The sequence below is a fragment of the Flavobacteriales bacterium genome (assembly GCA_020435415.1).
Lineage (GTDB): Bacteria > Bacteroidota > Bacteroidia > JACJYZ01 > JACJYZ01 > JACJYZ01.
Map to the genome: position 1 here is coordinate 1 of JAGQZQ010000072.1, position 16,522 is coordinate 16,522.

The following is a 16,522-nucleotide window of genomic DNA, read 5'->3' on the forward strand; positions in this document are numbered from 1 at the left end:
TTACTTGCCGTGGCATTGGTCTGACCATCGGACCAAAGGTAGGTATAGGTGGGATTGGTCACATAAGTGATCCCCGGAATGATGTAGTGGCTGGTTGATTGGGATGCACCTGTGGGAACGCTCGCATCCAGAGAACCGCCGCTTTGGAAATATGACCCCGTTCCAGTGGGCGCGTAACTACCGCAGTTGGAACTTTCATCACGAGGCACATCATACGTTGCAGCCGCCGAGGTCACAGCAATCCAATACGTACTACCCAGCGTGATCTGGAACGGCGTGGTCACCGCACCTGATATCCACCCGGAGGCACCTGTGCCTGTCAGGGTCGCATCCGAACCTGCGATCTTGGTATAACCACCACCATTATTGTACATCGCCATCTGGATCGTCTCAGCGCCACTCAGCGAATTGTCATGTTGATAGTACCATATCCTGGTAACCATCACTGTTCCCGAACCTGACGGCGTCCAGATGCTGTAGTACTCATCCTGGTTACCGGCCCACTCAGTGTCGTAACAACTGGTTGAAACCTGCAGGATACTATCAACGCCGGTAGAAGCGGCAGAGCATGTGGCGCTGCCATCTCCATCCCCGTAACAGGTCTCTTCGGTAGAACTCATCGTGGCAACCACTTCATCAGGTTCAGTGATGGTTATCCCTTCCGTCTGCTCACAACCACCGTTATCTGTCACCGTCACATAATAGGTACCCGCATCGAGTCCCGACACAGCGCTTTCTGTGTAGTCTCCGGGATACCATAAATAATCATAGGGACCTGACCCACCGGAAGGTGTTACCTCCACTTCTCCGCTGGCATCATCATAACAACCCAGATCGCTGGAACCAGGTGTAAGGACAAGGGTATTGGACTCAGTGATAGTTACCGTACCTACCTCATCACATGAAGTTCCACTTTTATCTACAAACACATAATAAGTACCGGCTGAAAGATTCGAGGCCGTTTGCGTGGTTGCACCACCCGGCGTCCACAGGTAGGTGAAGGTTCCTCCGGTACTGGGTTGCGCCTTTCCCCAGCCGTCATTGGCACTGCAGGAACTCTCATTGCCCTTGGTCATCGTAAGGGAAAAGTTAGACCCGTCTTGTTGTACCATGGCATAGTCCGTAGCCATACACATTTGGTTGTCATAGACTGTCACGGTGTAAATGCCTGCATCCAGATCCGTGGCTGTTGCGTTGGTCTGGCCATCACTCCATAAGTAGGTATAAGGTGCTTCACCGCCGGTGGGGGTTACGGTGGCATCGCCTAAGCCGGTGGTGTATATGGTATCAGTAGTTAACGAACTGGGTGGGGATGAGAAGATGCTGGTTCCGTTGCACGAAATAGCCAGCGGGCCGGTAGAGTAAACGGAGGAGTTGGTGCAAAACCCGTTGGGAGAGAATCCACAACCACCGGCATAATAATAAACGTGAGTCGCACATTGAGCGCACGTTACAGTCCATACAATCTGAGCACAATTCCCGCCGATGGTGGTCCACTTCCATATGGTCAGGACACCTCCACTTTTACTGATCCCGGCATTACAGCCACACCCGGGTGGCGAACAGTTGGCATCGTTGTTTACGACAGCACTGGCCGTCATGTCACATGGCAAACAGGAGTCTGCAGTGGCTACATAATTTGAAAGTGTATCGTTACACGCATTGCCAAGGGCGGAGTATGCAATGAGAGAAACATTGTAAGTCCCTGCTTCGGGATAGTCCCATGTCGGGCTTGCCGAAGTACTGTTATCACTGGTAGAGGTCGGGTCACCGAAGTCCCACAGGTAACTGGTAGCACCGCTGCTATTGTTGGTGAAGGATACGGTCAGATCATCGCAATCGCTGGTACCCGAACTCACGGATGCCGTCACATCCGCCGGACAGTTCACCACGTTGATCTGGAAGTCCCGCGTTGTACTGCTCAGGAAAATGCCATTCCGATATTCAGATACACATATGCCAATCACATACTGACCAACACCACCAGGCGTACCGGTGACCTGGCCCGTGGCAGCATCTACACTCACTGCCGGGGAACCGTTCATCATATTCGCCTGCGAGTAACCCGCCTTCCAGTTCAATGCGCTGTATGGCGGATTTCCCGGTGGCTGTGGCCTAGGGAATGGCTCGGAAGCTCCGGCATTGGGGGTACACAATGAATACACCAATGAGTCACCATCGGCATCCGTGGCAGAATGATCTATGCTCAGGTCAATCCCTGCACAACGGTAAACAGGCGGCCATTCATCATACACAGGGTTGCTGTTGCAGGATGCCTTGGATTTATCGGGAATGGTGGTCGTGAAAGTGGCACCGGTGTTGGTCGGATTGTTGACATTCTTCACCGTCGCATTACGGCAGCAACGCTGGTAGGCAAGGGTATAGCCGCCGGGGATCGGTGGCAATGTGACGTTCTTCGTATACTCCGCTACCGCAACGCATACCCCGGAAGGTGCCTCAATGCATGGAGAGGGAAGCTCCGGAGTAAGCGTTGTTCCGCTGCCCACCAGGTTGATATAGATCGTCTGAACAAGGTTGTTGTTCTTGTCGAAAACACCTACTGCAGCCGGGTTATCAAAAGGAGCAACTCCAGTATTGCAATCCCGGTAAACGTTCAGGTTAATGGTGTAGTTAGCTCCGCTATTACACACGTAGTAAAGCTCCCCACCGATGATGTGCGAGGCTCGTGCCGGAAATACAGCCAGCACGGCCAACAAAACGACAATGATGACATGCCGCCACTTCCCTGAGGAACCGATATGTGGGTAAGAGGTCATAAATGGCCTTTATCTGATCCTTTTACATATTGCCAACACGGGCACTGTGAACGGGCGCGAATATAATCAAATACCTTTCTCCTTGATGCCTTCATATCGCTATACAATCCCGAATAATTTTCAATTGATCGTTTACTTTTTACGGTTCATCCGTGCAGCAATTATCACTTTAAGCCAATCGTGTTATTTACCCGGCGGTCACTAACAGCAGTTTAACAACTCCCTATGAATACCTGATAAAGAACACCCTACAAAACCGCATAAGGATCACAAAGCACACCTTTACCCCTTTCAGGGAAAAGCAATGTGTATCCATTGATATCATTGGGTTTTAGAAGAACGGCCACCAATCGACTTTGTCTACGTAATTTTTGTGATTCGGTTACACCCGCAGATCTCTTTCCTCATAAAAATATACTTCTGATTTTAAATGATTGTCCTGACAGATAAATGACTACAACCCTTTAATGTAGCACATTTTTCCCGGTATCCCAAACATGTTGCAACTTAATTTTATGATCCCAAATAAGCAAACACTTCCATTTCGTCCAATTCTTCCAAACCATAGGCCAGCTAAAAAATTACCCCGACCGGGAAGAAGAACCAAAGCCACCATTCACCAACATTGCCATTATGGCAATTGACATCATAATTGGTTTCTCATCCATATTACTAAACAGATACCGCTATTTTAATTGTAATGCCATAAAAACACATATCGCCGGAACTTCCATTTCGATCGACCAACATTCATCATCTCCGGACCACCACACCACTTCCTGTCACTAACAGATTCTGCTTACTCCGCTTGCATGAAACCTTTCAAGCAATTTACGTACAAACACCTATACTATTAGGTTATCCCTCGGTAACCGCTCTTATTAACAGTTACATTTTGATGAATAGGCGTATAATAATATCTGCAGTTATCTGCATCCTGAACTCTACTTACTTATTTGCTCAAACCGGGCCCGGAGGTGTCGGAGCAAGCACAAATAATGTATTGTGGTTAAAGGCGGAGGACCTTAGTTCAAGCCCGGTTTCCACCTGGTCCGATCAATCCGGAAACGGAAATGATGTGACCCAGGGCACCGGAGCCAATCAGCCCACATGGGTAGAAGACATAATTAACGGCAAGCCAGTTGTTCGCTTCGATGGCAGCAACGATGTATTGAACGGTCCCGCCAGTAACACTTTATTGGGCGGGGTAGCAGAAGATGTCACTACCGTCACGGTTTTCCGTACCTCTTCTTCCTCCCGGGGCTACCTGTCCGCATTAAAACGGGACGCTGGAACCAGTTCCCTCTATTCAATCGACATCAACTCAAACGGTGGATCAGCCGCAGCCGGCTATGCAGGCTTCCTCACCCGGAATGAGGCAAACAGCACACATAACTGGATCACATTTAACGGTGGTTACAACGATGGCAGCGGCCACATCCTGATAGGTTGGGTGGATAATGCCAACAAGGAGTTATTCATCGATGGTACCTCACGGGGTACAGATGCCAACGGCATGCAGAACATATCAACCAACAGTGGCCTTTTTACCATTGGAGGCTCATCCGCCGGAGGTACCGCCTACACCGGTGATGTCGCGGAATACATCCTGTACAAGATCGCCCTCAATACGGCCAGACGGATCATCGTGGAAAACTACCTCTCCTCCAAATATGGCATTGCCATTGCCAATGACTATTACACCAATGATGCGACCCACCCTTATGAAGTGGCAGGTATCGGACAGGTTGATGCATCAAATTTGCATCTGGACGCACAGTCCGCCGGAATCCTGGAGTTTACTTCACCCGATGATATTGATGATGGTGAGTTCCTCCTTTTCGGGCATGACAACGGAGATATTTCTACATGGACTACAACCGGGGCCCCCAATCCGGGAACAAATATCCAACGTCTGGCCAGGGCCTGGATGTTGAACGAGACCGGTGACGTTGGTGCTGTGGACATCACCATTGACAATACCCTCCTTCCTGCACTACCAGCAGAATACACCGAATATTATTTATTGGTCGATGACGACGGCGACTTCAGTTCAGGAGCTACCGAGTACCTTCTGAGCCCTGCAGGAGGAAGTTATTATACGGCCTCCGGTGTGGAAGTCGGCGATAACTCCTACATCACCATTGCCATCGTAAGGCCCGTGATTGAGTTCACACTCACTGAAGATGACGACTTTGAAACAGCCGGTGTTGTAAATATTGCGGTGAACCTGAACTATGAGATCAGTACCGATGCTTCCGCCACATTTACAGTGAACGGAGGAAGTTCCGCCACAGAAGGCGGCGGCGATGACTTCACCATTGCCGCCAGTCCGATCACGATCTCTGCGGGTACAACAACGGCGAATATCGCCCTTACCCTGAATGATGATATCACACTTGAAACAGATGAGACAGTCATCCTGGACCTCAGTGCACCTGCCAATGCCGAACTCGGAACGAATACGCAGTTCACCTACATTATTCATGATGACGATGACCCCCGGAAAGTAAACTTCACCGCCGGATCATCCAATGGAGATGAAAGCGTGAACCCGGTCACGCTTACTATACAAAGCGCAACACCCAGTGCTTCCGATATTACCATAGATTATACGGTAACTGGCGGTACCGCTTCAGGAACCGGTGTGGATTATACACTTGCCGCTGGAACTGCAACAATCCCCGGCGACAATTCATCCACAACAACAACGCTGGATATCGCCATCAACGAAGACCTTCTTGATGAAGACGATGAGACCATTATCATCACCCTGTCAAACCCCGGCAATTGTAACCTTGCCGCTACAAACACCACCTATACCTACACCATCAACGACAACGATGACCCTCCCGTGGTGCAATTCTCCTTCGCTACCACCAGTGCCTCAGAGGCTGTCAGCCCAGGCGCCATCGAGGTGAGTTTATCCGCCATCTCCGGACAGGACGTGATCGTTGCATACACCGTTGCTGACGGTACAGCTACCGGAAGCGGAACAGATTATACACTGGCAGACGGATCCCTGACCATACCCGCCGGAAGCAGTTATGGGAATATCACACCCATCATTATTGATGACGGCACCATCGAGGCGGCGGAAACATTTACCGTTACCTTGGCCGCCGGCCCAACAGGTGCTACCCTTGGCGCGCAAACCACCAATACGTATTCTATTGGCGACAACGATGACATCGGCTTTATCGGTCCCGGAGGAGTTGGTAATGCAAGCAACAACGTGCTCTGGCTGGAAGCCGATGAACTTAGTGCAAGCCCGGTTTCCGCGTGGTCAGATCAATCCGGCAACAACAACGACATGAGCCAGGGAACCGCCGGCTACCAACCCACCTGGGTGGATGGGGTGATCAATGGAAAGCCGGTGATCCGGTTCGACGGCAGTGATGATGTGCTGGACGGAACAGCATCCAATACCATGCTGGGAGGTGCCATCGAGGATATTTCCGTGATCACCGTATTTCGTACCGCTTCCAATTCCCGCGGCTACCTTTCCCAAATCAAACGTGACGGCAGCACCAGTTCCCTCTTCTCTATCGACATCAATTCAGACGACGGATCAACGCTGGCCGGATCCGCAGGATTCCTGACACGTGATGACGCCAATGCCAATCACTTTTGGCTTGATCACAGCAACAGTTATAATGATGGTAACGGTCACATACTCATGGGTTGGGTTGACGATGCCAACCGCGAACTGTTCATTGACGGAACTTCACGGGGAACTGATGCGAACGGTATGCAGAGCATTTCCAGCAACTCCGGCGCATTTACAATTGGAGGCACTTCTTCCGGAGGCACGCCTTATACCGGAGATGTCGCTGAGTATATCATTTACACGATGGCGATCAACAGCGCCCAGCGTATCATTGTCGAAAACTATCTCTCCTCAAAATACGGCATTACCGTACCCAATGACTACTTCAGCCATGACGCATCTTACCATTATGATGTAGCCGGTATTGGTCGTGAAGATGCATCCAACGAACACACCGCAGCACAATCCGCCAAAATCCTGAAACTTTCCAGTCCCTCCGGAATGGGTGACGGTGAATACCTGCTTTTCGGACATAACAACGGCAGCATAGCCGCATGGACCACCACCGAAGCCCCTAACTCCGGAACCAACATTCAACGCCTTGCCAGAGAATGGGTGCTGGATGAGACGGGAGATGTAGGAACCATTACCGTTACCGTAGACACCACTCTTCTTCCGGCACGCCCTGCGAATTATTCTCAATACTTTATTCTGGTAGATGCGGACGGAGATTTTAGCAGCGGAGCCACCCAATATCAAATGACAAATACCGGGGGTGCAAATTTTGAAGCCTACGGTGTGAATGTGAGTGACAATTACTACATCGCCATAGCAGTCAAACGACCCACGATCCAGTTCACCCTTAGCTCATCCCAGGAATTCGAACCGAACGGACCAGCTACCGTGAAGGTGGAATTGAACATGGCTCTGGCATCTACCGTGACGGTAGACTATACCATTGATGCAAGCAGCACGGCCACAGGAGGCGGAACGGACTATACCCTCAGCAACGGCACGGTGACCATCACCGCAGGAAATACCTGGGCGAATATCAACATCCCCCTGACCGACGACATTGTGGTTGAAAGCTCGGAAACCATCGTGCTTGACTTATCCAACCCATCATCAGGCCTTAACCTCGGAACCAAAACCAGACATACATTTTCCATTAACGACGACGATAACGCCAGGAAGATTAACTTCACTGCAGGTTCCTCCAGTGGCGACGAAAGCGTAAACACGGTTACCCTGACCATACAGGCAACCTCAGCAAGCAGTTCCGACATCACCGTTGACTATGCAGTCACAGGAGGTACGGCTACCGGAACAGGCACAGACTATACGCTCGCCAGCGGCACGGCAACGATCCCCGGCGACAATGTAAGCACCACCACAACTTTTGACATCGCTATCAATGAAGATATCATGGATGAAGATGACGAAACCATCATCATCACCCTTTCCAACCCGATCAATGGCAACCTGGCATCCACCAACACGGTGTACACTTATACCATCACTGACAATGATTCACCTCCGGTAGTGCAATTTACCAGCACCACCACGAGTGGTTCGGAAGATACGAGTCCGGGTGTGATCGAGGTAAGCCTTTCCGCTCCCTCAGGCCAGGATGTGGTGGTAAGCTATACCGTTGCTGATGGAACTGCCACCGGAGGTTATACAGACTATTATCTGGCGGATGGATCATTGACCATTCCGGCCGGAAGTTTCCTGGCAAATATTGGCCCCGTGATTGTGGATGACGCTACGGAAGAAGGTGGTGAAACCTTCACCGTTACACTTTCCGCAGGCCCCACAGGAGCCACCTTAGGCGCAAATACCGTTAACACGTATACCATCAGTGATAACGACAATGCAATTGGCTTTATAGGGCCCGGCGGAGTCGGAGATGAACAGGACAACGTCCTTTGGTTACGTGCAGATGATCTTAGCGCAAGTCCGGTTTCCTCATGGGCCGATCAATCCGGAAACGGAAATGACATGAGCCAGGGAACAGGTGGGTATCAACCTACATGGGTAAACAGCGTGATGAACGGAAAACCTGTGATACGCTTTGACGGGTCTGATGATGTGTTGAACGGACCTGCCTCCAACGCATTGTTGGGAGGAGCAATCCAGGACATCACTCTGTTTACGGCATACAGGACCACTTCAAGTCAGCGGGGATACCTGTCTCAGTTGAAAAGGGACGGTGGAACCAGTTCGCTTCTTTCGGTAGATATCAATTCCGATGATGGGTCCACCTCGGTCGGATCGGCAGGCTTCCTCAGCCGGGACGATGCCAATGCCAACCACTATTGGTTGGATTATAACGGCAGTTACAATGATGGCAACGGCCATATTCTGTCCGGCTGGATTGATGACGCCAACCGTGAATTGTTCATGGACGGGACATCCAGGGATTCGGATGCCAACGGATTGCAAAGCGTTTCCAATAACACGGGTGTATTCACCATCGGTGGTACCTCCTCCGGTGGAACGCCATATGCCGGTGACGTCGCCGAATACATCATCTACACAAAAGCGCTAAACAGCGCACAACGTATTATCGTCGAAAACTACCTGTCATCAAAATACAACATCGCCATTGCCAACGACAAGTACAGTCTTGAAGCACTTCATAAAAATGAAGTGGCCGGTATTGGTCGGGTGGATGCCTCCAACAAACACACAGCAGCCCAATCAGCTGGCATCCTGAAATTCTCCAGTCCATCTTCACTGGGAGACGGAGACTACCTGCTGTTCGGGCATGATAACGCATCGGTTGGAAGCTGGGTAACAACAGAGGCACCCGATGCAGGCACCAACATCCAGCGCCTGGCCAGGGAATGGAAACTGGATGAGACCGGTGACGTGGGGACTGTGACGATCACGGTTGACACCACCCTGCTGCCGGCAAGGCCATCAGGTTATTCTGTTTATGTGATCCTGGTAGATGCGGATGGCAACTTCAGCAGTGGCGCTACAAAATACAAGATGAGTTATACCAGTGGCTCGAACTTCACTGTGACCGGTGTGGATATAGCCGACAACGACTATGTCTCCATTGGCGTCGTAAGACCGGTTATCGAGTTCACAAGTTCCATCAGTAACACTTTTGAACCCAATGGTCCGGCGCTCATACCGGTATCACTGAACTATTCCCTCCAATCTTCTGTTACGGTAGATTACACCGTCACCGGAGGTACGGCAACCGGCAGCGGGACAGATTACACGCTAGCCAATGGCACATTAACGATTACCGCTGGAAACACATCGGCTAATATCAGCATTACCCTGGTAGATGATATTGTAGTTGAATCCGATGAGACCATCACCTTGTCTCTATCCAACCCATCATCCGGACTGGTTATCGGATCCAACTCGGCACATACATTTACCATTAACGACGATGATAATGCCCGTAAGATCAATTTCACTGCCTCGAGTTCATCAGGAGATGAAAGTGTCACACCGGTTACTTTAACCGTTCAGGCCACCTCGGCAAGTTCATCGGATATTACCGTAGACTACCTGGTAACCGGAGGTACTGCAACAGGCAGCGGCACGGATTTCACTTTGTCTTCAGGTACGGTTACCATTCCGGGTGACAACTCCAGCACGACCGGTACTTTTGATATTGTGATCAATGATGATGGTGTGGATGAGTCAGATGAAACAATCATCATACAACTGATCAGTCCAACCAACGGAAACCTTGCAGCAACAAATACCAGTTATACATATACCATTCAGGATAATGATTCCGAACCTACCGTGGCATTCACGTCAACCACCACGAGCGGTTCCGAATCTTCCGGCACCATCAGCATCGAGGTAAGTCTGTCTGCCGCAAGCGGCCAGGATGTGACCGTTGATTACACAGCATCCGACGTTTCGGCAACTGGTGGCGGAACCGATTACCTGCTTCTGGACGGTACCCTTACCATACCTGCCGGCGATCAGACAGCCAACATTACAGGTAATGTTATTGATGATGCGATTGTGGAAGGGGCGGAAACCTTTACGGTTACCATTTCAAATCCTTCCGATGCTACCCTGGGCGGAAATACCACCAATACATTTACCATTGCCGACAATGACAACGATGGATACATCGGTCCGGGCGGCGTGGGCGATGCTAACAACAACCTGCTGTGGCTCCGGGGCAATGACCTTTCCGCAAGCCCGGTTTCTACCTGGAGCGACCAGTCAGGCAATGGGAACGACCTGACCCAAGGAACCGGTGCCAACCAACCCACATGGGTGAATACGGTATTGAATGGTTTTCCTGTCGTACGTTTTGATGGCAGCAACGACGTTCTGAACGGTCCTGCCACAAATGCCCTGATCGGTGCCAGCCAGCAGGATCTTACGCTCATTGCCCTCTTCAGAACCTCATCAACCGCGCGCGGTTATCTATCTACCCTGAAGCGCGATGCAGCAACAAGCACCCTGTTCGGTCTGGACATCAATTCCAACGCCGGTGCCGCATCCGCGGGCTATGCAGGATTCCTTACCAGAAACGATGCAAACAGTGCACATACATGGAGTACTCATAATGGCAGTTATAACAACGGCGCCGGACATATCCTTATCGGCCGTATCGACGATGCGAGTCGTGAGCTTTACATTGATGGCACATCCCGAGGCTCCGATGCCGATGGGTTGCAAAGTGTGACAACGAACACCGGTGTTTTCACCATCGGTGGTGCAGCTGCCGGAAGTACGCCTTACAACGGAGATGTAGCTGAATACATCATTTACAACACGCCATTGAATACGGCACAACGGATTATTGTTGAGAATTATCTCGCCGCGAAATACGGGCTTACCACCGGCACAGACATTTACACAGAAGGTGCCTACTTCTACGAAGCGGCGGGCATTGGCCGGGAAGATGGTTCCAATCAGCACATTGCCGCCCAATCCGCCGGCATGTTCCTGGTGAATAATGCCAGTAGCCTGGGAGACGGGGACTATCTGATGTTCGGCCATAACAATGCGGATGATATAAGCTGGACCGCGACCGAATCGCCCAATGCAGCAGTTGAACGTATTGCACGGGAATGGAAATTCGATGAAACCGGAAATGTGGGTACCGTAACCGTGACGATAGACATCTCCGCGTTTGATGCGCTTCCCGGTGGTTTCAATTCCTATGCCCTGATCATCGATACCGATGGTGACGGAGACTTCACTTCAGGCAGCCCAACCTTCTATCCCTTGTCGCTGGTCAGCGGGTCGGATTACGAAGCTACCGGGGTTGATGTCGGAGCTGGTTATTACGCAACAATAGGTGTGGTACAAAACATCTCGCAAACCACGGGGGACTTTAACAATGCAGGCACCTGGTTGGCAGGTATCGTACCTGGTTCAGGACAATCTGCCATTGTTGATAACGGAGACGTGGTTACGCTCACTGCCAATACCACGCTGGGGGATCTGACCATCAACGGAACAGGCACCCTGAACCTGGGAAGTTATACCCTATCTATTGACAATGGCACCATATCAAATAGTGGTACCTTTAATGCAGGTACGGGTACGGTAAAATATAGCGCGACCGGTGACCAATGTGTGGCGCCGCTGACCTATTACAACCTGACCTTGAGTGGTTCAGGAACTAAAACATTGTGTGGCAATATTGACGTGGACAACGACCTGCAGCTTACCGACAGTGGAATTACTCTCGACGCTTCGGGAAGTGATTACACTATAAATATTGGAGGCAAGTGGAACAACAGCGGGACTTTTACAGCGCAAGCAGGAGAGGTGATTTTTGACGGAACCGGAACTCAAAACTTAACAGCCAGCAGTGCTCAAACGTTCTATAACCTGACTATTAACAAACCATCCGGCTATGTAAAGTTACTCCGAAACATCAGCATCAACGGCACCTTAGACATGTCTTCCGGCAATCTCGATCTGGGAGCCTTTGACGCCACCATTTCATCGACCGGTACCATCACCAATGGCAGCTCAACAAGCTACGTCCAGGCAGATGGTGTGGGAGAAATCAATAAACTCTATGGCGCTGTGCCTGCTGCTGCCATAACATTTCCACTAGGTGATGTGAATGATTACTCTCCGTTTACCTTCACCCTGAATGATGCTACGCTGGCCGGTGGCGCCTTTGTTTCTGTCAACCTTCGCGATGCCAAGCACCCTCAGATGAATGGCACAAATGATTATATCTCCCGGTACTGGACTGTAACACCGTCGGGTATTTCATGCAACGGCGGTTGTGACGGTGGCGCCGGCGACATTAGTTATGATATGTCTTACATATACACCGATGCGGATGTCAATGGCACCGAAGGCAATATCAAACCCATGAAATATTCCAGCGGTGCGTGGACAGATGGCGGATCAGTAGCCACCGGAACCAACACCCTTACATGGAATGGTGTCACTTCTTTCAGTGACGTGTCCGGCGGATTTGCAGGTGAAGTGCTTCCCGTTGAACTCATTGAATTCGATGCCAGACTGAACGAAATGGTGGTTGATCTTAAATGGATCACAGCAACAGAAATTAATAACGATTTCTTTACCATTGAGCGTTCCAGAGACGGCATCCATTTCGAACGACTGGACACTGTGAAAGCATCCGGAAACAGCAGTACTTTGCGTGTGTACCAACTTACTGATCCGAAACCCTATCAGGGAATTTCATATTACCGCCTGAGGCAAACCGACTACGACGGACATTCCAAACAGTTTGATCCGGTAGCGATATATGTTACAAACCCAAGTGACTTGGTAGATGATTCCCAACTGAATATTTTTCCTAATCCTGTCAAAGGCAGCGAAGAGCTGTATGTCTCAGCCGAGGGTCTCAAAGATTTAGTGGAAACCAAACTGGTTATCTTCGATATTTTCGGCAAACAGATGTATTCACGGAAGCTGACCAATGACTCATCAGGACGGATCATTTCCATTCTTTCACTTGAAGGTCGCATCCCACCGGGCATTTATATCGTTACCGTTGCCTCTGAAAATCGGGTCCTGCACCGGAAGATCATTGTAGAATAACCATCTTCAGTCTCTCCGCCATTTACGCGTAAATTCCCTACATTTACGGCTCATTTTTTTACGGAGGGTCATGAAAAACAGCGTTGCCATTTTTGGCGGTATTGGTATAGGTGCCCTGCTGGGTCTGTTAATGGGCATGTCTGTGTCCGGAACAGTAGCCGTTGTAGTGGGTGCCCTTACCTCAGCACTTCTGGTATTACTCGGACTAAAGGAACAAACCGATCCGGTTCATCAGGCCCTTCGCGTAGGTGCCTTCGGTGTAAGCTGTACGGTCATGGCACTGGTCGGGCTGTACATAAGAGCCAACAGCATATTTTCTCCAACTGTAGAAGAAGACATCAGGATGTGGACTCAGGACAGCAGTTACACCATTGATGATGCACGCCAGTTCGTTGCATACCAGCGACTGGGCATTCTGCCAAAAAACCATGAGGTGGACAAAGACATGAAACCCGACCCCAAAGCGGGAACGAGTGTCTTGTTTAGCAAGTATGTTTCTCAGGAAAAGTGCGATGAGGCTGATGGGTATGTAAGCTATTCCGTGGAAGAACAAATCAACGCCTGGAAAGTCATGGGCGGTGTTTGGGCCGTAGCGGCGAAAGGCGTGACAGACATCAACCCCAACGACCGAAAGAAAGCCCTGGCCCTCATTCAATCATGCCTGTGCCATGAATAAACTACGCGCGCTGTTTCTTATTCTTGCAACAGCATCCATGTCCGTTGCCGTTGCCCAGCCTTCCGCCACGCTGGTCAACCAGATCCAGAAGTCGATCGTGCGTGTGGAAAGCGGTGGAAAAATCGGCACGGGCTTCTTGTGGAAACAGCGCAACTGGATCGTTACGACCCTTCACCTCATTGGCGACCACCGCACCGTGAAGATCACCCTGCATGATGGTGTACGTACGGCCCGCGTCAGGAAAGTACTCAAAGCACATGACCTCGTGTTGCTGGAAATGGACCGCGAAGCATCCGCTTCCTCCCCCATTCTCTCAACCGTCAACGGGAGCCCTGCCCTTCATTCCGATTTATACACAATCGGCTACAACGGAGATGGCAACCTCAACAACATCATCGACCGCTCCCTTCGCCTGGGCTTTTCCAGAAATAACAAACTTGAGGGCCTCTTGTCTGCCAGCCTCAAGACAGCCCTGAACCAATGTAAATCTCCCGACCCTGCCATCGACATTCTTTACCTGGATGGCACCCTGTTGCCCGGATTTTCCGGGTCACCCATTGTGGACCTGAGCGGCAAACTGGTCGGGATTGCGGATGGCGGTCTGGATCGCGGCGCCAGCTCCATCAGCTGGGGCATCCCTGCATCCCGCATCAACGACCTGGAACGTTCACTGGAACCAGCCCAGTCAGCCACGTCATGCGGAAGTGGTAACACCGCCACTTTTTCCGCGGATTATGTGATTGAAGAGGATGAGTGGGAAGTGGTGAACTACGAAGACTTCCGGTTTGTAAAAACCAAAACACGCACGATCGAGGAGATGTGGCAAACCGTGGATGATCCCACCACACTGGTGCAACTGGTGAATACATTCAGCGCTCATACCTTAAGTAATTATGCGCAATTCAGATACGATATCTATGAAGATTTGTATAGCGGTGCCGTAATCTGTGTTCCTGAAGGAATGCACCTTGAGACCGTTGAGAATGGGCTTCTGGTCGGAGAATTTGCAGCGCAGAATATGGCCTTTGTAGTTTGGGCACAAAAGGTAACAAGCACAAATCCGGACCTTTTGGCAAAATTCTCACCGAATGCAGATCTGTTTCAAGCTCTGATAGTTCAGTTGGACGGTGGCACACTTTCATATGAACAGGATATGACCTACAGCTATACGGAACCGGTAATCCTATGGGGAGGAACGGCAGCACACAGAATGGCTTACACAGGCTATCAGAGTTATTATGATCAATGGGGCATGGCTCAGGTACAACCCATCACGTATTCGTTTCAGACTTTGATGGGCAGGGATGATACATTTATAGGCGCAGCTGCCCTGGATCAGAACAATACAAATGATTACAAACTGGCACTTCAAACTTGTGTGAGCTATGGACAATGCAATCAAAGTGGTGTGCACAATGAATGCACTCTAACCTGTGAACGGTATACATTATTTACACAACTCCTTCTTGGCGCGCATATGACCGGATTTTCCAACAACTACAATCCCAACCAGTGGTGATGTTTGACGCCATCACCCGACAAGGTGTTAATAACTTATCAAAACCAAATTTTCCAGGTGGCGTATCCCCGTTCATTCGATTAAAATTTAACACGAATTACAAGTAAGTTTATATATGGATAATACCATATTTCGACTTTCGCAACACAATTGAGCACCAGGTGGCATGTCCTGGGTAGGAGGTGATTACTTATGAGCCAAAGTTTTAATGACCCGCTGGCGTGGCTGGATGCGCTTGTTCGCTCCCGGTCAGACAGGGACCAAAACGAAAGAAGTCTTGAAGAGGTAAATTTTAATGCTCTTCATTTCTGTGCTTTCGTATTTTCTCTGGTCAGCGGCATATTCAATTTCATAGAATCATTTCCCTGGTCGCTTCGCGTGTTCAGTGTGGTCTCAACCGCAGTGCTGATCGTCCTGTACTTCTTCTCACGGTTCAGACGGAAATACAATCTTTGGGTCTCCCTGTTTGTTATCCTGGTCGTGCTGACCGTATACTGGTTGATCAATGGGGGGCATCACCGGCTCCTGTGCGTCTTAAAACAAATCCGGACAAAAGGCGATCTAATTTAAGTCATAGATTTAACATTTGTTGACGGTGGAATTTTCTTCTTTGTTTCATGGTTCTTTCTTTGGTTTGTTTTCGTCTGGCCAGGATCTGTTTATCCCTGCCGAAAAATACGTCGGCAGGCGTGAGATTTTCCAGTGATTCATGGTACCTGCGGTTGTTGTAGTATCGGATAAATTCAGCCAGCGCCTGGCGCAATTCATCGGGTGAATAATAGTTGTCCAGCTTGATCACGTTCTTCATGGACTGATGCCAGCGTTCGATCTTTCCCTGGGTCTGCGGATGACGGACTCTTCCGCGTACGTGCTTGATCTCCCTGTCCTGGAAGAACTCAGCCAGGTCTTTGGCAATGTAGCACGGGCCATTATCGCTGAGCACTTTGAGAGACTGTGTGGTTTTG

General features: G+C 50.1%; 6 protein-coding genes. 4 read left to right on the plus strand and 2 right to left on the minus strand.

The annotated features are described in order from the left end of the window. Nucleotides 1-2,777, minus strand: a 2,777-nt coding sequence (locus KDD36_11235; protein MCB0397221.1) for a PKD domain-containing protein, incomplete at its 3' end; no start/stop codon positions are given. Between the two features lie 898 nt (nt 2,778-3,675). Between KDD36_11235 and KDD36_11240 the strand changes: the two genes are divergently transcribed. The 4 genes from KDD36_11240 (at nt 3,676) to KDD36_11255 (ending at nt 16,127) form a co-directional block, all read left to right on the plus strand. Then, on the plus strand, nt 3,676-13,362 hold the full coding sequence (locus KDD36_11240) for a T9SS type A sorting domain-containing protein (protein ID MCB0397222.1): 9,687 nt from the start codon (nt 3,676-3,678) through the stop codon (nt 13,360-13,362). Nucleotides 13,363-13,432: 70 nt separating this feature from the next. Continuing rightward, entirely contained in the window at nt 13,433-14,038 is a 606-nt protein-coding gene (locus KDD36_11245) for a hypothetical protein (protein MCB0397223.1), read from the plus strand. Continuing rightward, nucleotides 14,031-15,557, plus strand: coding sequence for a trypsin-like peptidase domain-containing protein (locus KDD36_11250; GenBank protein ID MCB0397224.1), 1,527 nt, complete (start codon nt 14,031-14,033; stop codon nt 15,555-15,557). Before KDD36_11245 ends, KDD36_11250 begins: the two co-directional genes overlap by 8 nt. A 192-nt stretch (nt 15,558-15,749) precedes the next feature. Further along, the gene (locus KDD36_11255; protein MCB0397225.1) at nt 15,750-16,127 is read left to right on the plus strand and encodes a hypothetical protein; all 378 of its coding nucleotides are present in this window, start codon (nt 15,750-15,752) and stop codon (nt 16,125-16,127) included. A 1-nt stretch (nt 16,128) separates the two neighbouring features. Here the strand turns inward: KDD36_11255 and KDD36_11260 are convergent. Beyond that, nucleotides 16,129-16,522 (minus strand): transposase (locus KDD36_11260; protein ID MCB0397226.1); only part of this gene is annotated, 394 nt, incomplete at its 5' end.

Bases quoted from the DNA above. Each gene is read 5' to 3' on its own strand.
- KDD36_11240 (MCB0397222.1), top strand. From the start codon at position 3,676: ATGAATAGGCGTATAATAATATCTGCAGTTATCTGCATCCTGAACTCT.
- KDD36_11245 (MCB0397223.1), top strand. From the start codon at position 13,433: ATGAAAAACAGCGTTGCCATTTTTGGCGGTATTGGTATAGGTGCCCTG.
- KDD36_11250 (MCB0397224.1), top strand. From the start codon at position 14,031: ATGAATAAACTACGCGCGCTGTTTCTTATTCTTGCAACAGCATCCATG.
- KDD36_11255 (MCB0397225.1), top strand. From the start codon at position 15,750: ATGAGCCAAAGTTTTAATGACCCGCTGGCGTGGCTGGATGCGCTTGTT.